Origin of the sequence: Dyadobacter psychrophilus (assembly GCF_900167945.1) — a bacterium.
GTDB classification, from domain to species: domain Bacteria; phylum Bacteroidota; class Bacteroidia; order Cytophagales; family Spirosomataceae; genus Dyadobacter; species Dyadobacter psychrophilus.
Window position 1 is genome coordinate 236,708 of record NZ_FUZA01000007.1, and the last position, 23,375, is coordinate 260,082.

General features: G+C 45.4%; 16 protein-coding genes. 5 read left to right on the forward strand and 11 right to left on the reverse strand.

The genetic code is table 11. The annotated features are described in order from the left end of the window. Window positions 1-73: 73 nt before the first annotated feature. From B5X68_RS22810 to B5X68_RS22820, 3 genes are all read right to left on the reverse strand, one after another. Entirely contained in the window at window positions 74-1,012 is a 939-nt protein-coding gene (locus tag B5X68_RS22810; RefSeq protein WP_082217070.1) for a dihydrodipicolinate synthase family protein, read from the reverse strand. Window positions 1,013-1,134: 122 nt separating this feature from the next. Next, window positions 1,135-3,063, reverse strand: a complete 1,929-nt coding sequence (locus B5X68_RS22815; protein WP_082217071.1) for a DUF3857 domain-containing transglutaminase family protein — start codon at window positions 3,061-3,063, stop codon at window positions 1,135-1,137. Window positions 3,064-3,072: 9 nt separating this feature from the next. Next, window positions 3,073-5,043: a DUF3858 domain-containing protein gene (locus B5X68_RS22820; protein ID WP_082217072.1), complete on the reverse strand. Its 1,971-nt coding sequence runs from the start codon at window positions 5,041-5,043 to the stop codon at window positions 3,073-3,075. Between the two features lie 283 nt (window positions 5,044-5,326). Between B5X68_RS22820 and B5X68_RS22825 the strand changes: the two genes are divergently transcribed. From B5X68_RS22825 to B5X68_RS22845, 5 genes are all read left to right on the forward strand, one after another. After that, window positions 5,327-6,418 (forward strand): Gfo/Idh/MocA family protein, encoded by a 1,092-nt coding sequence (locus B5X68_RS22825; protein WP_082217073.1) that lies wholly within the window; start codon window positions 5,327-5,329, stop codon window positions 6,416-6,418. Between the two features lie 603 nt (window positions 6,419-7,021). After that, window positions 7,022-10,252 carry a SusC/RagA family TonB-linked outer membrane protein gene (locus B5X68_RS22830; protein ID WP_082217074.1) on the forward strand — a complete coding sequence of 1,077 codons (3,231 nt, stop codon included), beginning with the start codon at window positions 7,022-7,024 and terminating at the stop codon, window positions 10,250-10,252. A gap of 37 nt (window positions 10,253-10,289) precedes the next feature. After that, on the forward strand, window positions 10,290-11,867 hold the full coding sequence (locus tag B5X68_RS22835; protein ID WP_082217075.1) for a RagB/SusD family nutrient uptake outer membrane protein: 1,578 nt from the start codon (window positions 10,290-10,292) through the stop codon (window positions 11,865-11,867). A gap of 123 nt (window positions 11,868-11,990) precedes the next feature. Beyond that, entirely contained in the window at window positions 11,991-14,057 is a 2,067-nt protein-coding gene (locus B5X68_RS22840) for a sialate O-acetylesterase (RefSeq protein ID WP_082217076.1), read from the forward strand. Between the two features lie 78 nt (window positions 14,058-14,135). Continuing rightward, window positions 14,136-15,143 (forward strand): ligand-binding sensor domain-containing protein, encoded by a 1,008-nt coding sequence (locus B5X68_RS22845; RefSeq protein ID WP_141110384.1) that lies wholly within the window; start codon window positions 14,136-14,138, stop codon window positions 15,141-15,143. Window positions 15,144-15,251: 108 nt separating this feature from the next. Here B5X68_RS22845 and B5X68_RS22850 read toward each other — a convergent pair whose 3' ends face one another. The 8 genes from B5X68_RS22850 to B5X68_RS22885 form a co-directional block, all read right to left on the reverse strand. Further along, window positions 15,252-16,031 carry a TIGR00266 family protein gene (locus tag B5X68_RS22850; protein ID WP_082217078.1) on the reverse strand — a complete coding sequence of 260 codons (780 nt, stop codon included), beginning with the start codon at window positions 16,029-16,031 and terminating at the stop codon, window positions 15,252-15,254. A gap of 51 nt (window positions 16,032-16,082) precedes the next feature. After that, entirely contained in the window at window positions 16,083-16,337 is a 255-nt protein-coding gene (locus tag B5X68_RS22855; RefSeq protein ID WP_082217194.1) for a hypothetical protein, read from the reverse strand. A 105-nt stretch (window positions 16,338-16,442) separates the two neighbouring features. After that, window positions 16,443-17,993, reverse strand: a complete 1,551-nt coding sequence (gene gltX / locus B5X68_RS22860) for a glutamate--tRNA ligase (protein WP_082217079.1) — start codon at window positions 17,991-17,993, stop codon at window positions 16,443-16,445. Window positions 17,994-18,024: 31 nt separating this feature from the next. Then, on the reverse strand, window positions 18,025-18,393 hold the full coding sequence (locus B5X68_RS22865; RefSeq protein ID WP_082217080.1) for a Rid family detoxifying hydrolase: 369 nt from the start codon (window positions 18,391-18,393) through the stop codon (window positions 18,025-18,027). Between the two features lie 54 nt (window positions 18,394-18,447). Continuing rightward, window positions 18,448-18,966: an acyl-CoA thioesterase gene (locus tag B5X68_RS22870; RefSeq protein WP_082217081.1), complete on the reverse strand. Its 519-nt coding sequence runs from the start codon at window positions 18,964-18,966 to the stop codon at window positions 18,448-18,450. Window positions 18,967-18,985: 19 nt separating this feature from the next. Beyond that, window positions 18,986-19,843, reverse strand: coding sequence for an outer membrane beta-barrel protein (locus B5X68_RS22875; RefSeq protein WP_082217082.1), 858 nt, complete (start codon window positions 19,841-19,843; stop codon window positions 18,986-18,988). Window positions 19,844-20,042: 199 nt separating this feature from the next. After that, on the reverse strand, window positions 20,043-20,738 hold the full coding sequence (locus B5X68_RS22880; RefSeq protein WP_082217083.1) for a GIN domain-containing protein: 696 nt from the start codon (window positions 20,736-20,738) through the stop codon (window positions 20,043-20,045). Between the two features lie 72 nt (window positions 20,739-20,810). Then, window positions 20,811-23,363, reverse strand: coding sequence for a PspC domain-containing protein (locus B5X68_RS22885; RefSeq protein WP_082217084.1), 2,553 nt, complete (start codon window positions 23,361-23,363; stop codon window positions 20,811-20,813). Window positions 23,364-23,375: the final 12 nt, after the last annotated feature.

A 23,375-nucleotide genomic window follows, 5' to 3' on the forward strand; every position in this document is an offset into this window, starting at 1 on the left:
TCTGTTTGTAAAAGTCGCAAAATGAATGCGAATCCAGCTTTAAAATAAAGCCGGATTGCGCAATGCGACAATGTTATGCAACAGAAACTTCCGAAGACAAATTCAAATAATCGGGCAATGCAGGCTGAGTTGCAATGGCTTGATCAATGATAGCAAGCACTTTTTCGCGCTCTGCGCCTTCCAGAACTAATCTTGGTGCGCGAACGAATTCTGAGCCTATGCCTGCTTTTGTAGCGGCAAGCTTGATGTTTTGAACCAGTTTTGGATGAATGTCCAGTTCAAGTAAAGGAAGATACCAACGGTAAACGGCCAATGCTTCTTTGTATAATCCGGCTTTCACCAGATTGAAAATCGCAACGGTTTCTTTCGGGAATGCATCCACCAAACCGCCTACAACGCCGTCGCAGCCCAACATTACTTCTTCCATAATCAATGTATCCACACCGCAGAAAACCTTGAAACGGTCTCCGAAACGGTTATAAAGGCGGGTAACATTGCTTACGTCGCGTGTTGATTCTTTGATGGCATGCACATTCGGAACCTTTGCAAGTTCTTCAAACATGGCCAGCGTCACTTCAATTTTGTAATCCACCGGATTGTTGTAGATCATCAATGGCAATGATGTGCTTTGTGCGATGGTCTTGAAATAAACAACCGTTTCATGGTCGTCTGCTTTGTAACGCATCGGAGGCAACACCATCAGACCGTCCGCACCCGCAGCTTCGGCTTCTTTGGCAAGGCTTACCGCTTCGGCAGTCGATTGCTCGGCGATACACACAACGATCGGGAAATCCTGGGCAACAATGCTTTTTGCATATTTTACCAATTCCACTTTTTCCGCTTTGGTCAAAGTGCTTGCTTCGCCCAATGATCCTGAAACGATAGCGCCAGTGACGCCTGCTTCGATCTGCACTTCCAGATTTTTACGGAAAAGATCAAAATCAATGCTGTCATCTGATTTGAAAGGCGTTAGCAACGCCGGAAATACACCTTGCCAGGATTCCTTGTTCATATATTGATTGTGTTAACTATGAAAGATCTGATTTTTTGTCAAAGTTAATTGTTGGTTACCCGCCAAACATTTCAGGTATTAATCAATAATATACGAATTTTAACATAAAACGAAATCCGGCTTCAAGGTTTGTTTTCTACGAATACGACTTGCGCTCGATCCGCTTTTCTAACCTTTTTCAGGAAGTCGATCCAGGCTGGAAAATCCTTGGCATTGTAGCGTCCGCCGTTCATAACGACCTTCCGGGAGCAAAGGAGCTTGTTGTTTTCCAAAACCGTCTTGGACTCATAAGTCCCGAAAACCGAATTGATCTGAAAAGAAGGCAATGTGGTTTCCAGTTTATAATTCGCTGGAATGACATAAGACACCGTGTCAGAATCGGTAAAGTCGTACACAGAGCCGGGCAGATAAAAGTCCGTTGTGCGCTCCGAAGTTGCCGGTAATTCAAATCCGCGGCTTAGTAATGTAGGTTTAATGAAAAGTCGTGAGCCCGTTTTGGTGGCGCAGTTGCGGACATTCAGGGATAATTTCTCGGTAATGGTCGGTTCTGCTTCCCGGCCTTCGAGGAGTTCAAAACGCTGCAAATCCAGACTTGGTAAATTGATCTGGTTCATGAGCCATTTCTTTTGCTCTTCTTTATTACCATTGTGAAAAACACTATTCCGCGATTCCTGCTGCAAGCCTGCATATAATGTATGCACTTCCACTTGTCCGTTTCCGCCTTCGTCCAGGTTCACATTCGCGCGACTTTTCCGTGTGTTTTGATGTGATTTATAAACAGGCGTTTGCACCAGCTTCCCACCTTCGGGCGTGACGAGTAATGCATAGCGGCTGCCTGTGAATGTGCCCATGAAGTTAGGGGTGGTGGTCTGGCTGGTGCATTCGAGCCACATCGTGTCTTTTGCAACTACGGCGCAGGCGATTACGTGGTTGAACTGGCTGCTGGGAAAGTCAGGCTTCATCATGGCTTCACTGCCTGCTTTGATCAAGGCAACATAAGCAGGAATTCCCGCCTGGCGCAATGCAGCGACGGTAAAATTGCTCAGCGCTTTGCAATCGCCGTAACCTTTGTTGGCCACGGTCATGGCATCAATGGTTTGCCAGCCGCCGATTCCCAGCTGAATGCTGACATAACGTGAGCGCGTTTGCATCCATTTGTATATTTTTTCAACTTTTTCGCGATCCGTTTTTGCATCCTTAATGACAAATTTTATCTCGGTAACCGTTGCAGGCGGAAGCACGTCACGGCCTGCATTCAATGTGTGATAAAATTTACCAAAATCTGCCCAGGTGTTAAAATTCCCCTGATAATCCTGCACTTCAAAATCAGAAGGCGCTGCCATCACGAGCGGCAAATAGTCGATCATGGGAAGCGGGTAAAAATCGGTTGTTTTGGAAACGGGTTGGTTTCTGACAACCCAGGTGTAAATGTCCGATCCGCCTTCCCCTTTGGTTTTCATCACCGGATTTACACCATTATATTCCTTGTAACGAAACTTAAAATCGGCTGGCGTTTTGATGGTGAACTGCGCGCGCTCAACGGCCGTCTTTTCATCAGAAAGAGGCATCCAGCGCGGATAGAACATCATATTTTTCTCCTTAGTCTCGTAATTGAACTCAATGGTGTAAGGATAAGCATAGCTCTTTTTACCAAAATCAGCCAGTTTAACCCTTGCATCGGTGATATTATCTCCGCCGCCGCCATAACCATAATCCGTAATGTCTGCGTTTTTGAGCTTTTTCTGAACTTTCCCGCCTGCATCATAAAGGATGCCGCTGATATCGGTGATCTTGGTAAATTTATCATAACCCACAAGAAGCTGGCCATACTCATTTTCGCCCTTGTCATTCAGAATTGTAACAACTGTGCGCTTCTTGTGCCGCGCTTCGGCTTTTGAAATAATCTCAAAAAAATCATCATCCAACCGCACAACGGCATTGGCACCTGCATTGAGTTCGGGACTTATTTTCGTGACGTCGAATTCATCTTGCGCCTGAACCTGACATAGCATTGTGCAGGCTAAAAATATAGTAGAGAATAAAAATCGCATCTTGGAGGGTTAGTTAGCCTTTTTCTTGATTACCAAAGGTTGCGCATGCTTTTGGACCACGCGTTCAAAGAACTCTTTTACGTCGTGGTATTCTTCGGCGTGAAAATTCGTTTTGGAAAGCACAATGACGCTGCTCACCTGAATCATATCACCTGACTGCCGCACCTGGTAAACAAATTTTCCGGCTTTTTCTGGGAGGCTTACGATTTCTGCCTTTGGCATTTCCTCCAAAACATAACCTGCCGGAAGCTTATAATTACCAATGAACGATTCCGACATTCCGCTGGTAAAATCGAGCGGATAAATCCGTTCTTTCGATTTCAGCGGATTGCTTTCCCAGCGACCGGCAAGAATTGGATTGAAGTAAAACAAATCGGGTGAAGCATTCTCGTCTTCCAGTTCAAAATCGCAGGCAACATTAACTGCTCCTTTCAAATCTTCATTTTTATTCTTCACAGCAATGTTGCTGATCTTCCACTCCGGCGACCGCTTTTTGAGCACTTCGTGATAAATGTCGTCAGCCTCTTTTACATATTTGTCGCGCCAGCGCAATGCTTCATAACCGGCAAAGGAAATGCTGTAATTGCCTTTAATGCTGCCATCTTCGGGTAAAATATTCGCATTTACCATTTCCAGTTTGGTCTGCGAGTCCAGCGGTTTTATATCCAAGAACCGCCCCGATCCTTTCTTTGGAATGAGCCTGCCATATCCGTTCAATGTGTGCTCGGGAAGGAGGCCGAGCTTGGCATACGGCTGTGTGGCGTCCAAAAAGTATTCTTTTCCGGCAACTTCAACGTGGCTGATCACATAATTGCAGCTTTCCAGAAGCGGAATTTCTTTCAAAAACCGGCCATTGGAACGTGTGCTGAGAATAACCGGATCTGCATTGAGATCCAGCTCTCGAAGCAATGAGGTCAGAATCAGATTCACCTCAGTTGCATTGCCGGCTTTGTTTTCATATGCCTTCCTGACGCCATCTCTTGAACCCAGAAAGGACGAACCGTCCCATTTCATGTGGCTTTGCAGATGCCGGTAAGCCATCTCCATTTTTTCCTCCGGCGTCTTGGCGGTTTGCATAATTTCGTCACGCTTTGCTTTCAGGAATGACGATTTGCGCAACTCTACACCAAACCAGTTCGCCTCGTTCAATGTCTTTTCAACATCATCCCAGGTGTTGGAAAAATGCTTCGATATTTCACCGGGCACCTGAATGACGGAAAGCTCAAAATTCACCTTTGACAGATAATCGCTTTCGGTCGTAATAAAAGGTTCGTTGACAAATGCAGGTGCATCTTTCACGACAAAACGATAGGCAACGCCGCGCCCGTTAAGCCTGGACGAGCCTACATGCACATCCGTAGGCTCCTGTTCGCTGATATACAGGGGCAGGTAACCGCTCATGGTTGTTTTATATTCCAGAAAAAACGGGATAGTTATGCGGAACTCGCTCCACTTGCTCGGCACAGACGCCTGAAAAGTCCAGGGACTGGGCTTATCGCGGACGGTCAATGGCGTTGTGCGCCTGTAAGAATATTCGATCACGGAACCCTTCCGTGCATTGGCGAGATTGAATTTGTAAGTATAATATTTGCCCGTGGCCTTTTCCCGCTTGATCGACTTCCGGTCCATGGCTGTTCGTACAAGCTGTCCATTTTCCATATTATAGGTGAAGCCCTGAATGTCGTCCATCAATTCCTGGTTTTCGGGCCCGCTGCCCTCGTAAGTATTGATCGCAACGGAAGCCCTGTCAAGGGCTGACTCTTTCAGGATTTTGATCCTAATCCAGGATTCCATCACCATTACCAGTCCGCGGATGTCGTCGTAGCGATAGGTAACTTCACCAAAATCGTAGAGGTAAACGGCAGCGGCAGAGCTATCGCCTTGAAATGCCGCCATTTCCACATCGGCACGATCGACAACCCCAAACTTAGGCTTGAAATCATCCTGGGCAGCAACATTAAAAGATAGAAAAGTGAGCATGGATAGGACGTAAACCTTCCACAAGACAACGCAGGACAGTCTGCACTGAAGTAAAAAATGAGTCATGCAACGAATAGAGAAAGAGGTAGAATTAATATGCATAATTGCAGCATTAATTTGATTTTAGCAAAAAATTTGTAACTGTTCGTAGATTTTTTTTCACTCAAATCCGCCCAAATGCGAAAACAGATTTTAATGCCTATTTTTGCACCAAAATGAAGCTTTGCTTTGTTCAATAATTACCTATTCCTGCTAACCCGGAACATTAACATTTAACATTATTATGTCATCTTTCGAAAATGGAAGTCCACTTCGCGTACTCGTAGTCGGTTGTGGCAATATGGGCGCTTCCCATGCATTTGCGTATCATTCGCTGGACGGTTTTGAGATCTGCGGAATCGTTTCAACCGGTAAAAGCAAAGAGGTTTTGAATGAAAAACTTGGTGGCGGTTATGCCCTTTTCAGCGATTATGAAACGGCATTGAAGGAAACCAAACCGGATGCGGTCTGCATTTCAACTTACCCGGATACGCATGAGGACTTTGCTGTAAAAGCATTGGAGCACGGCGCGCATGTTTTCATCGAAAAACCACTTGCTGACACCGTTGCTGGTGCTAAGCGCGTGGTAGAAGCTGCGAAAACGGCTGGCAAAAAAGTGGTTGTAGGCTACATTCTGCGCGTGCATCCTTCCTGGGAACGTTTTGTTGCCGAAGCGCAAAACCTGGGCAAGCCGCTCGTAATGCGCATGAACCTGAACCAGCAAAGCCACGGTTACATGTGGGGCGTTCACCGGAATCTGATGAAAAGCCTGAGCCCGATTGTGGATTGCGGCGTACATTATATAGATGTAATGTGCCAGATGACGCGTTCCAAACCATTGCGTGTGAATGCAATTGGTGCGCGATTAACGGAAGACATTCCTGCTGGAAACTATAATTATGGTCAGCTTCAAATTTGGTTTGAGGACGGTTCTGTGGGCTGGTATGAAGCGGGCTGGGGACCGATGATCAGTGAAACTGCGTTTTTCGTAAAAGACGTGATCGGACCGAAAGGCAGTGTTTCCATTGTGGCCAAAGATGCAGGCGGATCAGGCAAGTCGTCGTCCGTTGAAGCGCATACCAAAACCGAATCAATCCGCGTGCACCATGCAGACCTGAATGATCAGGACGAATTTGTAAAAGAAGACTCCTGGATCAATCTGGAAGACGAACCGGACCATCAGGAACTTTGCAACCGTGAGCAACGCTATTTCCTCAAAGCTGTGCGTGAAGATTTAGACCTGACAGACCACCTTCAGGATGCCGTTACGAGCTTGCAAATTGCATTTGCATGCGACGAGTCTGTAAAGACCGGACGCACTGTGGATCTCGTTTAACAGCCTGAAAACAAATAAAGGCCTTGTTACTTATCGGTTACAAACCGAGAAAGCAACAGGGCCTTTTTTATGTAAACTATCGGTTAACTAATTGATATCGAGCGAAAATTGATCATTATTGACTGAATTTATGCAAACGTTTGCACAGAAAATTATATTTTTTCTCTGTCTCGCATTCGAAATTTATTGTTAATTATTATAATATTGCAACGTATTTTTAAGACTTTTAAAAATCTCATCCAATTGGATATTGTATTGCATCTTTTTTTCACTTTGAAAAGTCACGCAAATACCCTGGCACAAATCACGCTCCTGGCACCTCTCGCGATTAAGAATTTCGTTGCACCTAGTTTGCAAATCAGAACCTTCTAAACATTAAAAATTCCTAACAGAACTTTGTCGGTGCCAAAAACTTGCCTTTTCAAAAATTGAATTAATTAAATAATAACCATAATTTAAAGCATAAGTACAAGTCCATTTCCTCACCTTAAAAACTACTAATTTATGACGCAGAAAACACTCGATTGCTAAAATTCACTTTGTACCGATTTATGAACATTTGCCAAGATTGCATGAAAAACGTTTAACCAATAACTAACCTACATGAAAAATACCGATACCTATCAATGGTTGTTCCGAATGCGGAATATCCGGAATGCATTGTTTTTAATACCCGCTCTCTCAAGTCCCTTTGTGGCATCTGCCAATACGATCATCGCTTCGGGGACTGCTGCTCACGCTAAAATTGATAAAACATTAAAAGGAAAAGTTACCGATAAAGAAAACGGAGACGGCTTACCTGGCGTAAACGTCGTTATAAAGGGTTCCAGCACTGGTACAACAACGGACGGAACTGGAAATTACACACTGCAAGTGCCAGATGCAGGCGCGACGCTTGTTTTCAGCTTTGTAGGTTACATTGGTCAGGAAGTTGAAGTGGGAAACCGCACAACGCTTGACCTTGCATTGGAATCAGATTCAAAAGCACTTAGCGAAGTAGTCGTTATCGGTTACGGTACCGCTAAAAAGTCTGACTTAACAGGTTCCGTAGGTTCTGTTAAGGAAGATCAGCTGAAAGAGCGTCCGGCACCGTCTTTGAACCAGGCTCTTCAGGGTAAGGTTTCCGGTGTACAGGTGAACGTTAACTCAGGACGTCCGGGTGGCCGTGCGAACGTTCGTATCCGCGGATTCAGCTCGATTAACTCTTCAAACAACCCATTGTATGTGGTGGATGGTGTAATGCTTCCGCAAGGAAACCAGAACCAGCAAAGCCAGGCAATCGACTTCATTAACCCTAACGACATCGTGTCTGTTGAGGTTTTGAAAGATGCATCTTCTACGGCCATTTATGGTGCAAGAGGTGCTAATGGTGTTATTTTGGTTACCACTAAAAAAGGAAAATCCGGTGAAGGGGTTGTTACCTACAACCTGGACCTGAGCGTTCCTACGGCTGGACCAAAAAGAGCAAAAGTGTTGAACGCAAAAGAATATCTTGCAGTTGAAGACCTTGCTTATGCCAACATTGCAAAATATGACCCTGCCGGATGGGCTGCTGGAAAATATGCTCCACAAAACCCTAAAGTGCGCCGCGCAGAACTGAACGCAAAACATCCTGATATTTTTACAGTAGACGGAAGCGGTAATTTCATACCTAACTATGATACCGACTGGTTCAAAGAAGCTACGCAGCACAGGGTTTCTCAAAACCATCAATTGGGTTTCAGCGGTGGTAACAACAAAACTACTTACTCGTTGTCTTTGAACTATCGTGATGATCAGGGTTTGATCAAAACTTCGTTCCTGAAACGTTATTCAACTCGTTTCAGCATTGATGACCAGGTTAAAAAATGGTTGAAAATAGGTGCTACTATCAGCTACAACAATCAGGCTGAAAACCTCGTCGATATCAATGATGCAGTTCCACGTCAAATGGTGGAAGATTTTCCTTTCCTTCCTGTTAAATACCCAGACGGAACTTACGCCAACAACCGTGATTATCCACAGGCAGAAGGTGCTTTTAGCTCAGTTCACCGTTTGAACGGTCGTAAATACAATCAGAATACGCAGACTACTTTGGGTAGCTTGTATGGTAACCTGACACTTGCTCCGGGCCTGGAACTGCGTTCTATACTCGGTGTGAACGTTTTAACCCAGGAGATCAACGAATCACAGACGCGTACACTGGCGATCGGCGAATCCGGTACAGCTGGTAAATACAACAGAAAAGAAACATTCTGGTCTTTTGAAAATTACCTGACCTACAACAAAACTTTCAATGGTATCCACGCGATCAATGCGCTTTTGGGTATTTCATGGCAGGAAACGAACCTTGCTACAACTGGTGCGAGCGTTCGTAACTTCTCTACCGATTACTTCAACTTCAACAACCTTGGAGCTGGTTCTACTTTACCGACCGTAGGTTCTGGTGCTTCACGTTTTGCGTTCAACTCATACTTTGGACGTGTGAACTACACATTGAAAGAGAAGTATTTGTTGACAGTAACGGGTCGTATCGATGGTTCATCTAAATTTGGTGATAACCACAAATATGCTGTGTTCCCATCTGCTGCTTTGGCATGGAAAGTTTCTGACGAAGAATTCCTGAAAGGAAACACGCTTATATCTAACCTGAAACTGAGAACAAGCTACGGTTTGACTGGTAACTCTGAAATTCCTGCATATTCTTCATTGTCTCTGCTGAGCGCTAACTACGCCACCATTTACAACGATGCGAGATTCAACGGAACGGGTATCAACAGACTTGCTAACCCTGATTTGAAATGGGAAAAAACAGCACAGACTGATGCAGGTCTTGAAATCAGCTTCCTGAAAGGCAGAATCTCTGTTGAGGCGGATTACTATTACAGAAAAACAACAGACATGCTTCTGGATGCGCCGGTTCCACGTACAAGCGGTTACGCGGTTATCAGAAAGAACATCGGTTCTATGGAAAACAAAGGAGTTGAACTTGCTTTGAATACAACGAACATTGAAAGAGCTAATTTCAGCTGGAATACCAACTTCAACATCTCGTTCAACAGAAGCAAAGTATTGTCACTGGCAACTCCTTCTGACATTTTCGGAGTGGGTGGTCCTGGTATTACCAACCAAACCAGCATTATCCGTATCGGAGAGCCTGTTGGCGCATTCTGGGGACTTACCCGTCTGGGCGTTTGGAGCGAGGCTGAAAGAGATGAGGCTGCTAAATTTACCAGCTATCGTAACAACCTTAAAATGTTGCCTGGTGATATCAAATACAAAGATTTCAACGGCGACGGTGCTATCACAGATGCGGATCGCAGCATTATTGGAAATGGTAGCCCAAAAGGCTGGGGAACTTTGGCGAACACAGTTCGTTACGGAAACTTTGACCTGACATTTGATATGCAGTTCTCTTATGGAAATGATATCATGGACATGAACCTGCACGCTAGCGAAGACCGCGTTTCTATCGCAAACAGTTACGCTACTGTATTGGGCGCATGGACTCCTGAGAACCAGAATTCACAAATTGCTGAAATTCGTGAAACACGTGCAGGTTACGTAACAAACGTAGACACACGCTGGATCTTTGACGGTTCATTCCTTCGTGGAAGAAACTTGCTTTTGGGTTACAGCTTCCCATCAGATATGATCAGCAAGATCAAATTGAGCAAATTGAGAATTTATGTTTCAGCTCAAAACTTCTTCTTGTTGACCAAATACCCACATGGTGACCCTGAGCAAACGCCAATCCGTGGTGGAGATGCTGACAACGTATTTTCACAAGGTATGATCTGGCATAGCTATCCAAAACCAACCACTTACATGGCTGGTCTGCAGATCGCATTTTAATGAACAGGTTAAGTTATTTTAAAAACAGATATTCATTATGAAGTTATATAATTTGAAAAACATAGGGACGGCACTTCTTTTCGGCGCTATTTTGCTGGGACCGACGAGCTGCTCAGACTTCCTGGACGAGCAAGATCCATCCAACCTTACCCCGGAGAGTTTCTACACAATCCCGGATCACGCAGAAGCTGCTGTGGCGGCTACCTACGCTGGCCTTCGGTTTTATGGTGATGGAGCCGGGATCTTTTCTGCCAACTGGCAATTGCTGGAAGCAGTAACAGGAACCGCAACTACTGAAACGGGACAGAACTCCGATTTGAACAACCTTTATTCGTTGACTTACGATGGTAATACCGCGCATATCAACAACTGGTGGAACGGATTGTATCGCATTATCGCTAACGCGAACCTTGCTTTGGAAAAAATCCCAACGATTCCTTTTCTCTCGCCTGCAACACCTGCTCAGCAAACTAAGCTGATCGGTGAAGCACGTTTCTTGAGAGCATGGGCTTATTTCAATGCTGTTCGCCTTTGGGGGGATGTTCCTTTGGTAACAAAACCACAAACTGCGACTTCCGAAGATTTCTTTGCAACAAGAGCTCCACAGGAAGAAGTTTACAAGCTGATCGTAGAAGACCTCGTTGCAGCAGAAGCTGCCGGACTTCCTGTTTTTGAAACAAGCGGTCGTGCTACGCAAATGTCGGTAAAGGCTTTGCTTTCAAAAGTGTATCTTACCATGGCAGGTTTCCCGCTTAGCAAAGGTGCTTCGCATTACAAACTTGCTGCTGACAAAGCTTTTGAAGTGATCACTTACTCGAAAGCAAATCCAACAACGGTTAACCTTTTCCCTACTTATAAGGAAATCCATACTGAGGCGTTGAAAAACAGATTGGAGCATTTGTTCCAGATCCAATACAACGTGGCGGTTGCAGCGTTCCCGTTGAACGATTACTTCCCGAACTTCAAGGCGGTAACATATGCTGGTCCTGGTGGAACCGGAAGCACGATCCCTACAACGAGTTTCTACAACTCTTACGAAAAAGGTGACTTGCGTACAGTAGATCAGGAAGGCTGGTTCTACACGACTTATTATACCAATGGTGACGGAGCGAAGTTCAACCTTGGTGCACCATATGTATTTAAGCATTTCAACCAGACTGCATTGGGTGCTCCTGGCATCACAGCAACACGTAACAATAACCTGAACGTGAATCTGATACGCTATGCAGAAGTGTTGTTGATCTACGCAGAAGCACAAAACGAAGTTGGCGGCCCGAACGCCGAAGCTTACGCGGCTTACAAAAGAATCCGTGACCGCGCCAAGTTAACGACGCCTGCAATCGGAACATTCACACAGGCCACCTTCCGCGAAGCGGTTTGGAGAGAGCGTTGGTATGAATTCGCTTACGAAGGTATCACCTGGTTTGATATGGTTCGTTTGCGTAAAGTGTTCAACGAAAAAACAAAAGGATTTGACAATTTCGTTGGTCACCTTAACTTGAACGTTGGCTCAGGTGTTCCTTTGCAGGAAAAACATCTATTGTTCCCATTGGGCATCCAGGAAATGAAAAACAACCCAGGCCTGACTCCTCAGAACCCAGGTTACGGTCAATAGTTAGCATAATTTTGTCGAGAGCCGGTCCAGTTTTGGGCCGGCTCTTTTTTTATGCAATAAGGTAAAGTCCTCAGCGTAATATAAGTTAGATTTAAACATTCAAAACGGATAACCCAAAGGTTAATGACGAGAAAATTACGCGAACATTGCTTTCAAATATTCCAGTGCGATCCGTTTGATTTTCGCTTTTTTTGCTTTGTCTTATTGCTCCTGTTTGCTGTTAACGCAAATGCCCAGCTCACATTAACTACGCCAATCAACAACCAGATTGTCCAGCGCGATACCGCGGGTTCCGCACTCATCGCGATAACCGCTTATGCTTTCCAACCTTACACAAGCATTGAAGGACGCCTCACGCCAATAGAAGGTAATGTACATGAAGCAAAAACCTGGATTTTTGAGGAAGAACAACTCCGCCAGGGATTTCTGACCGCCTCAATTAGCGCAGAAACGGGCTGGTATAAGCTGAAAATAACGGCTGTTTCGCCAAATGGAAACATTGATTCTGTTTCCATTGATCGGGTCGGCGTGGGCGAAGTTTTTCTTGTGGCGGGTAATTCCAATGCGATGGGCCTGCCGGGGTTGGGCGCAAAAAGTGCTTCAAATCAGGTGGTTTCCATTAATGCTGTAAACAAGGCGCTGAATGCTGAAAATATTACGGTTGCGCCCGACGAGCCTATGCCGCAGTTGAATTTTAGTGTTTTGGAAAAAGACAACTTCATTTTTCCCTCGGGAGAAACGGCCTGGTACTGGGGTGAATTAGGTGATTTGATATCAAAAAGGCTGAAAACCCCAGTCCTGTTTTTCAATGCAGCCTGGGCGGCGGCTAATTCAGACAGTTACCGGGATGCAGCCACAGGCAAGGACGCATTTAATCCTTATGTTGGAAAGTTTTGGCCAAACAGACAGCCCTATTCGAACATTGTAAACACAATCCGACATTTAAATTCAAGTCTTGGCATTCGTGCGGTGCTTTGGTCACACGGGGAAAATGACGCGCAGCTGAAATTCACTGAACAAAATTATTTCAACAACATCCAGACATTAATTACAAATGCCAGGGCCGATGCGGGTTACAATGTGCCTTGGGTCATAGCCAGGAATTCGGCCAGCAATATTATTAAAGATCCCTATTTACCGGTTATCAATGCGCAAAACAGGCTTTCATCACTCAAAGGTTTCAACACATTTCCCGGTCCGAATTTGGACACCATTCAAATTCCAAGACCTGTTTCCGAACATTTCGAAAATGTGCCGGGCGGCATTCAGGGATTAACATTAGCGGCCTCAGCATGGAATCGGGCGTTAACCGATTCTCTTTTAAAAAAAATCATCCCTGTTCAACCCGATAACTACATTCACACTGGCATTGTGCCTTCCACGGCTTTTCCGGGTTCGTCTTTTTACATTGGTTACAAAATCAATGGAGGTGATGAAAATGGGCTTGCTTTACGCGCAGAATTGTTTGACGGAAGCGGAAAATTTGTTGACACAGTCGGCATAGGGAGTGAAAACCCTTTGCTTGTTAAACTTCCTACCGATCTGCCCAATGGGCAATACAGCATCCGGCTCGCAGGCACATCGCCTAATCTTGCAGGCAGCACTTCCTCAATGTTTTATGTAAATAATGCCTACAAGTCGGTACAAGTTGTGAACACGATCAGTGCAGTCAAACGGAATCAGACCATTGACCTGAGGTGGTTAATAGCCACCAACCCTGGTATGCAGCGGATGGTTCTGGAAAAAACGACAAATGGGGACGTTTACACCGATTTACAACAATATAATGTTCCCGACAACGGCAAAAGCTCAGGTATTTACGCTTTCACCGACTCGGATCCGGACGCAAAGATCATTTTTTACCGCGTCAGAATGGAGTATGGAGATGGCACGTTTTCTTATTCGCCGATCGTCACCATTTTGGAGCCGGGCGCATTGCCACGGCTTACTGCCTTCCCTAATCCAGTTACAAGGCAGGCGTTTTATCTGGAAACCGATACAGCGGCTCCTACTCCTCAACTTTCCCTGTTCGACGTCTCGGGAAGTGCGCATCCGTTGTTTGTTTCCGACAGGGAAATCATTGGTTTATTATCCGTCCGCCCGATCTATCCATTGCCCGCAGGCGTCTATATACTGCGCATTGTTACGGAAACAGGCACAAGTACACAGCGAATGACATTTATGGATTAAAACCGTGAAAGCCAATACATTCCAACGATTTGATCCATATTCGTGTCAATCCGGATAGCAACCTAAGCCCTGACTGCTATGAGATTTTCTACATTGATTATTGCTTTACTGCTGTTGTTCAGCTCTTGCAAAAAGGACTCAGCCGACGTTGCGCCAGACGGCCGCAGATTTTCCGAGATCATATTAAAAGATTATTTCATTAACAGCATCGCATTTGATAAAAATGGCATTGCCTGGCTCGGAACATCCAAGCACGGGCTGATCAGATATGATGGAAAGTCGGCCAGTATCTTCAATTCTTCCAATTCTATTCTTACGGATGCAGCCATTATGGCCTTGGCTGTGGACAAGGGAAACAATATCTGGATTGGCAGCGATGACCTGATCAAATACGACGGATCAAAATTCACCAGATATGAAGCGCGTCAATTCGGCTTCCCTAAAAATGCCGTTCGCTCGGTAGCGGTCGATGCCGATGATAACATTTGGTTTTCGTGCAGCAGTTATCAGTCGGGTGGACTGGTAAAATATGATGGCTCTGCATTCAAAACATTCACCCCTGCGAATTCAAAGCTACCCGGAAATATGGTGCAAAGCATTGTGATCGACCAATCCAATCATGCTTGGGTGGCGATCAACGACGGCATTGAAGAAGTTTCGCTGGCAAGGATTAATGCTGATAACTCGGTCTCTGTGGCCGGTTCGAAGGAACTGGGTTTCAAACCGTACTATTTTGGTAACATTGTCGTCAATAACAGCAATGAATTATTGGGATCGATCGATTACAGTTTGTCGAGTTTAATGATTGCGGGAAGACCTCAGATTTTTAAATTCAATGGCAGCAAAGCACGAATCCTAAACCTGCCTGATGAGGAGAATGTACAGTATTACACGCATCGAATCTTCTCAGCCAAGAACGGAAATCTGTGGGTGTCATTTTTCGGTACTGACAAAGAATGCGGAATTTTCGACGGCAAAAATTGGACATTTCCTAAGCTGGGAACGAGCGGGATTTTTGCATTTGCCGAAAGCCCCAACGGCGAAATGTGGCTGGGAACAGGGGAAGGTGTTTATATTTTGAAATAAAAAAAGGCAAGCACTTTCGCGCTTGCCTCTCATTGTCATGTTAGGAGCAGCCCAAACGTGTCATGTTAGGAGCAGTCCAAACGTGTCATGTTGAGCGAAGTCGAAACATCAACCTTCAAACATTCTCCCCAATCCACCAATTACAGAACCGCTTTCTTTATTCGCATTCGGACCGCCGACAGATAGTCGTTGGATCAATTTAGAAATTGGCATCGACTGAATCCAGCATCGCCCGGTTCCGCGAAGTGTAGCCAGGAACATTCCTTCTCCACCGAACACCATTGATTTTAATCCGCCGGAACGCTGAATGTCGAAGCTCAGTGACTGTTCAAAAGCAACCACGCAGCCTGTGTCTATGCGAATGGATTCATTATTTAACTGGCGCTCCATCACTACACCACCGGCATGTACGAAAGCCATTCCGTCGCCTTTGATTTTTTGTAAAATGAAACCTTCGCCTCCAAATAAGCCCGATCCAAAACGCTGGTTGAAGTGGATTTTCATGCTGGTTCCCATCGCAGCGCAAAGGAAGCCGTCTTTCTGAACGATCAGCTCATTTCCGTAGATTTTGGAAAGGTCAATCGGCATCACGGTCCCCGGGTAAGGGGCTGCAAATGCTACTTTTTTCTTGCCATAACCCCTGTTTGTAAAGTGGGTCATGAAAAGCGATTCGCCCGTGATCAGGCGCGTTCCTGCCTGGAAAATCTTGCCCATAATGCTCTGGTTCGCTTCGGATCCATCACCCATTTTGGTCTGAAATTCGATGCCGTCTTCCATGAATAGCATTGCACCCGCTTCCGCGATCACGGTTTCGTTTGGATCCAGCTCAATTTCTACGACCTGGATATCGTCGCCAATAATTTTGTAATCAATTTCGTGTGAGATCATCTTTGCGTAAAAGGTTTATTTGATAGTAAGTTGAACTGCAATGACCACTTGCTACTCTTCTTCCTCCTCCTCTTCCTCGCTTGTTTTCTTCTTTTTGCGGGTTTTACGGCCTGGGATATCCTCCCGGTCGCGGAGCTTTTTGTCATCCACATTTTTGTTCAGAAATTCATTGATACGATCCATATCAAAGCTCGTCGTGATCTCTCCGAAAGAATTAATCTGAATGTCAAAACCGTCCAGGTCTTTATGAACTCTCGGCTTTTCCGCAGCCGGCTTGGTCGTATCGGTTTGTTTTTTCTTAGCCATGTGTTTGAAAGCAATTCGCCGCAAAGCGGTCATTTCGATTGATTACTAAATTATGGAACCGGATTCCGGTTACCAACTCAATTTGATCCAACGGTCATATCACAACTATGCCAGGCGAATTTGAGCCGGTAAACGGGTTAATGCATTATCGAGTCGTGTTATAACCTCGTCTTTTCCCAGGATTTCCATGGTCACCATCAAGTCTGGCCCGTGCCCTTCGCCTGTAAGCGCAAGGCGCAGTGCCTGCATGATCTTGCCCATTTTTATACCAAGCGTTTCCATAGTTGCTGCAAGGTTTTCCTTGATGTTATGGGCCGTAAATTCACCTTCAAAAGCCACCAGAGAATCCTTAAAACCTGAAATGGCGCTCACAGCCTGCTCATCCCATTTTTTCAAAACCAATTCCTGATCGTAGGTTTCGGGTGTATTGAATAAAAAGCTGGATTCACTTACAATCTCCTTCACAAAGTGAACGCGGTCTTTCAGCAAGAACACGATCTGCGCTACCTGCTCATCGGTAACATTGATTTTTTGTTTTTCAAAAAGTGGTTTTGCCTGTGCAATCAGCCTCGCATCGTCCAGGTTTTTAAGATATTGCTGATTAAACCAGTTTGCTTTCTGAATGTCAAAACGAGCCCCGGCTTTGTGCACGCGCTCGAAACTGAATGCCGCGATCAGCTCTTCCATATTGAAAAGTTCCTGCTCGGTTCCAGCATTCCAGCCTAACAACGCGAGGAAATTTGCTGTTGCGTCTGCAAAATAACCTTCTTCCCGAAAACCTTTGGCTTTGTCCCCTGTGTTGGGATCAGTCCATTCAAGTGGGAAAATCGGGAAGCCTCCCAGGTCTGCATCGCGCTTGGATAACTTGCCGTTTCCGTCTGGTTTCAATAATAACGGAAGGTGCGCAAACTGCGGCATGGTGCTTTCCCAACCTAAATATCTGTATAGCAAAACGTGCAATGGAGCAGATGGAAGCCATTCTTCACCACGGATCACGTGTGTTATGCCCATCAAATGGTCATCCACAATGTTGGCCAAATGGTAAGTCGGCATGCCATCTGATTTTAAAAGCACTTTATCATCAATTTGCGAGGAATGCACGACAACCCAGCCGCGGATGAGGTCATTGAAACGAATGTCTTCCTTCGGCATGATCTTCATCCGGATCACATAGGCTTCGCCACTTTCCAGTCTGGATTTGGTTTCTTCGGCCGATAATGTCAGTGAATTCGTCATTTCCATGCGCGTGATCGCATTGTATTGCGCAGCCGCAACTTTGGCAGCTTCAAGGCGTTTCCGCATAGCGTCCAGTTCCTCAGCCGTATCAAAAGCGTAATATGCTTTTCCCTCAGCAACAAGTCTCTCGGCATATTCACGATACATTTCTTTCCTTTCCGACTGGCGGTAAGGGGCGTGCGGGCCGCCTTGCTGCGGGCCTTCATCAATGGTTATTCCCAGCCATTGCAATGCTTCCAATATATATTCTTCCGCACCGGGAACGTAGCGGTTTTGGTCTGTATCTTCAATGCGAAGCAACATTTGGCCACCCTGCTGGCGTGCAAACAAATAGTTATACAAGGCAGTGCGGACACCGCCTGCGTGCAGCGGGCCGGTCGGGCTGGGGGCAAATCTTACCCGGACAGGTTTATTATTCATAATCTAAAATTTACTGGATAACTCTTGCGTCCTACTCGACCGCAACAACTGATATTTCAACATTCACGTCCTTAGGCAGGCGTGCAACCTGCACTGTTTCACGGGCAGGAGGTTCTTTGGTAAAAAAGCTGCCATAAACCTCATTTACAGCCGCAAAGTCGTTCATATCTTTCAGGAAAATCGTTGACTTCACTACATTCTGGAAGCCTAATTTGGCGGCGCCGAGAATGTGCCCGATGTTCTGCATAACAATCCCGGTTTCGGCTTTAATGTCGCCTGATTTGGCAAGCTCGGCTGCGATCTGGCCTGAAACGTAAAGGGTTCCGTTTATTTTAACGGCCTGGCTGTATGGCCCGATCGGAGCAGGCGCTTTATCTGAAAAAATGATCTCTTTTGGCATAAGCTGAATGTATTTATGCCGTAAAAATACCAAAAATATAGTAGTAAGCCTGACTTATGTTACCTGAAAAAGTGCTTTCAGTTCGGTCGCATCCGCAGGGCTCATACGGCCGGCCAGGACAAGGCGCAACTGTCGGCGGCGAAGCGCGCTCAGATACAATTCATTTTCTTCTGGCGTCTGCGGTTCCAGGTGCGGGACTTCAATAGGGCGGCCGTTTTGATCCACGGCTACGAAAGTGTAAAAAGCGCGGTTTGTGCTCACACGCTGACCGGCAGGAATGTCCTCAGCCCAAACTTCCAGGAAAACTTCCATGGATGAGTTAAATGCGCGGGTTACTTTGGCCTGCATGGTCACAATGTTCCCCAGCTTGATGGGTTCGGTAAACGAAACATTATCAACGGAAGCAGTCACAACAATGCGGTTCGAATGTTTTTGCGCGGCGATGGCAGCACAAATGTCCATCCAATGTAAAAGCCTGCCTCCCATCAGATTATTCAATGTATTTGTATCATTGGGAAGCACCATTTCGGTCATGGTAACCTCTGACTGATGAGGATGTTTTGGCTTTAACATATGTAAATATTGATTTGTATTAAAATTTGGGACAACGCGTTTTCCTGCGCTCTAATGCCTGCATTCTGTTCCCGATCAGATAAGTTGCGCGCACTTGAAAGAACAAGTAACTGTCCTTGCTTTTGGCGCTTCCGCGGTTCCAGCCGGGTTGCCTGGGCTCCAAACCGATTTCGGGCGAGCGGTCGGATAACCTTCTGGCCAAATCGCTCGGTAGCTGGTCGGGATTGGGATAGACTGTGCTGACGTCGTCCAGATAATCGGAATTGAGGAAGTTGTTGCAAAGCTCTGCGCCCAGGCTCAGTCGTTCGGTAGTTTTGATGGAAACACCAATTCCGGCCGTAAAAACCAGTGGTAAACGCTTGTATTTGACACTTTCTGTGGTTAATGGTGCGAGGCTATGCCATTTGCCGTCGATCTTCGCTTTGGGATTTAATAATGTAAACCCTACTCCTCCAAAAAGATAGGGATTAACACGGGCCTGACTATTGAAAGAGAATAAATCTGCTTGTATTCCCAGGTTAATGTCGGGATTAAATGTTTTGAAAGAAAGGTTATTCTGCGCGTTTTTGGAATATTTCTGATCGGCTGAAACCTGATAAAACCTGAGTTCCCCACGAGCGCTTACGTGCTCTGTCAGTCTGTAAAGTCCGCCCAAAGAAATGGATGGCCCTAATCCCAAATGCTTCATATTAACCCCATCCGTCAGGTCACCCATGTAATAGGCCACGCCAACGCCGGCAGTTACACTCATCACGCCAAATGGATTGACGTATTTCCCGGACTTGTTTTGCGCTGTGACTTTTAATGTACCCAGAAACGCGAGAATCAGGATAAATGCTTTTGCAAGAGCATATTTTGAGGCACACTTACTTCTCATTTTCCTTTTGTAAAAGTTTTTGATCTGATGAATTGTCGTTTTATTTCAAAAACACAAATGCACTTATGAAGGATTATAGAGAGGGTAAAGTCTGTAAATATATTACTCTTAACCTAATTTGTTACTTTTTTCACTGATCTTAGAAAAACAAAAAGCCGGACAAAGCCGGCTTTTATGCAAATGATATGGGGTGCTTATGTTAGTCTCTTTTAACTGAGCCCGCACCGGAAGAGCTGGAATGAATGTCCTTTGCAGTTCCTGAGTAACGAATGCTGCTCGCGCCACTGGCATCTGCGTGCAATGCTGCACTTGCTGCAACAGCTGCACTGCTAGCCCCCGACGCATCAATGTTGACGGTTTTGGCAGAAAAATCGCGGCCTTTGAAAGAGGAAGCGCCCGAAATTTCTCCGTTCAAAACATCACCCTGGCCTGTTAGCGTGAGAGAAGAAGCGCCTGACAGCTCCACAGTTACTTTTGGCGCCGAAAATTCCATGTTAACCTGCGAGGCACCTGAAACTTCAATATCCATATTTTTTACGCCGGAAAAAGGAGCAACATTAGCCTTGCAAGCACCGGAAAAGTCCACCGCTTCCAAAGCAGGCATTGTAATGCTCACATTCACCGTCTTCCTGTTCTTATTCCAGCCATTTCCTTTGTATCCCAAATGCAGCGCATCCCCTTTGATCGTCGCTTCGAGATCATCAAGATCTTCGGCGCGTCCACTGGTTGAAATGCTGTATTTGCTTCCCTGTTTCACCTCAATGCGGAACGCACTGCCCATTGAGAGTTTATCGAAATTGGATAAATTAAAATTACGGGTTTCCTGCGCACTGGCAGTCAGGGATAAAGCAAGCGTTAATAGTGCTGCAAACGAAAATACTAGGGTCTTTTTCATGGTATTAAATTAATTAGATGGACTTTCTGAAAAGATGTACAGCCTTTATAAAAAGTTGCACGGTTCACTAATTTATTCCTCTGAGTTGATCTTGCTTGCGCCGTTTGCGTTTTTGGACAGGTTTGGAATTCTACCCAGCTCGATTTTCGATGCGCCGGATGCTTCCACATTTGCATTTTGAATACTCATCTCGGTGGCCGTCAACTTACAAGCTCCATGCGCGTCCAGGGTTGCCGAGTTAGCGGATCCCTTCAAAAATGCACGGGATGCACCCGCAATGTCCAGATTCAGCTCTTTTACCTCCAGATTGATCTCCGTCTTTGATGCACCGGCAATGTCCACGTCCAGTTTTTCTAATCCTGTAAAGCCTGCAACCCTGGTTTTATTTGCACCTGAAAGTGATATTCCTTCAACCGTTGGCATGGTGATAATCAACCCGATACGCTTCCAATTGTTTTGATCAAAAATCGTGAAGCTTGAACTTTTAACACGTAATGTGCCATTTTCAACAGTCACCTTCAAATCGTCCACCGCTTCCTCTGTTTCGCTATCCGCAGAAACATTGAACTCTGCTCCCTGGCGAACCAGAATGGAATAAGCGCCGCCTATGTCTATTTTTGTAAACCCTCCCACTGGGAATTGCTTGATATAATTACCGCGTTCCCCCAGCTCAACATTGCTGTTGTCATCATTGATATCAAAATCAAAACCTTCGGAATTATCATTATTGTTCCTCTCTTCGTCAAGGATAAATTTCGCCGGCAAATTGATACAAACCAGTCCGGAGTCACTTTTAACCACCCAAAGTAATTTGTTCCAGGAGATTTCGCTGTTATCAACATCGTAACGTTTCAGCATGTGATGCCTACTTTCCCAATGTGACAGCGTATGGTAAAAGTCCCGGGTCATATAAAAGGGCTTGTTATAAGGCAGGTTAACGGTCAGATCGATCTGCTGATCGCGGAAACGACCGCCTTTGCCAAATACAGGCCCATCATTAAAAATAAACACCGAATCCTTCACTTCGATATTGTAAGTTAAGGCCTGCGCATTTTTCTTGGCATCTGCTGTCGTCGAACCGCGGGATACAAGCCTTTTATCAAGCTTAATGCTGTCAGCCGTGTTATAACCTTCGAGACTGATATGAACATCGACGTTATCTTCGTCGTCCGTATAGGTGTGATCGAAAGTCAATGTACCCTGCGGAAATGCATAAAATGTAGATTGCAGCACTTCACCGCGTCTCGCAAAATTTCTTTGATAAGAAATCCCGCCAATTGTGCTGCCTATGATCCCTACGATCCAAAGACCTAACAATGTGAGCCAAACGGAGCTTCCAACGACACGCTTATTGGACAAAAGGGTCAGTCCTAATAAAAGAAATGTAATGAAAGGAATCGCCGTTGCCAGCAAACCCGACAAGATCAGCGTATCAGGTAATTCCTGGAATATTAAAAAGGGAATAGGCAGGTTATCGAAAGGAACGGAGTTGGTCACACCCAGCGCCACCGCTCCGCCAATCACCAATGTAAGCAGCGCCATAACGGCCATAGCGATCAAAGAAGCCCCTATTAATATCCGGATAATGGGTCCTAAACCTCTTAACATTCTACCTAATGCGCCGATGATCAATGCGATCGCACGAAAAGGGAAAAGTAAAACTTTTGTCAAAATATGCTCCTCACCTGTTTTTCCATCAAGATTCAGACTTTGTTTAATGTTTGATTCAATGTTAGATAAAGTGATGGGTTCACCTTGCATTTCCATTTTTTCTGTAAGCGTATTCGCTACGGGCGCAATCACCCAAAGAATGATATAAACCAACACGCCGGTTCCAAAAAGCAGGATAGACAACACCCAAAGAAACCGCACAACGCCCAGATCAACGCCAAAATAAGATGCTACACCGGCAGCAACCCCACCAACTACTTTACGGTCCGGATCACGATAGAATTTCTTGATCTGCGTATCTTCCTCCAATGTTGTAGAACCTGGAAACGCAACCCACATGGCAATGTAAACCAGCACCATAAAACCTGAAAGCGGACCAAATTCATCCTCCATGTTCAAGTCCATCATGCCCGAACCAGCTGGTAACCCGATCACCATAAAAAGGAATGCAAGTCTAACCCAAATTGGATCAATGGTGAAGTAATGCGCAAGTCCGGCAGCAACACCGCCTAAAAGTTTGCGTCGCAAGTCGCGGTAAAGTTTTCTTGGACCCGCAGGGTTTACAGGCTCTGTTTTGGGAGCACTATATGAAGAAGATGCTGATGCAGAATATGCTTCCTCTTTTGGTGTATAACCTTTTGATGCAGCAGATTCCAACGGGTCAGCGAGAATGTCTTCTGCTTGTTCGATGGCCTCGAAGTCGGCGACTGTCCCCATTGCGGCGATCAGTTCGTCCACGTCGGAAAGAGAAATTACCTGTTTTGCTTCTACTTTTTGTTTGTTCAAAAACCGCTCTGCGATCCTTCCTTCGATGTCAGACAAAATCTCTTTGCTATCGGCAAAAGATGAGAAGTATTTCTGAATGGAAGAAAGGTAGCCTTTCAGTTTTTCGTAACCGTCTTCCTCAATATGGAAGATAATGCCACCAATATTTATGCTGATTGTCTTTTTCATGGTTGAAATAAT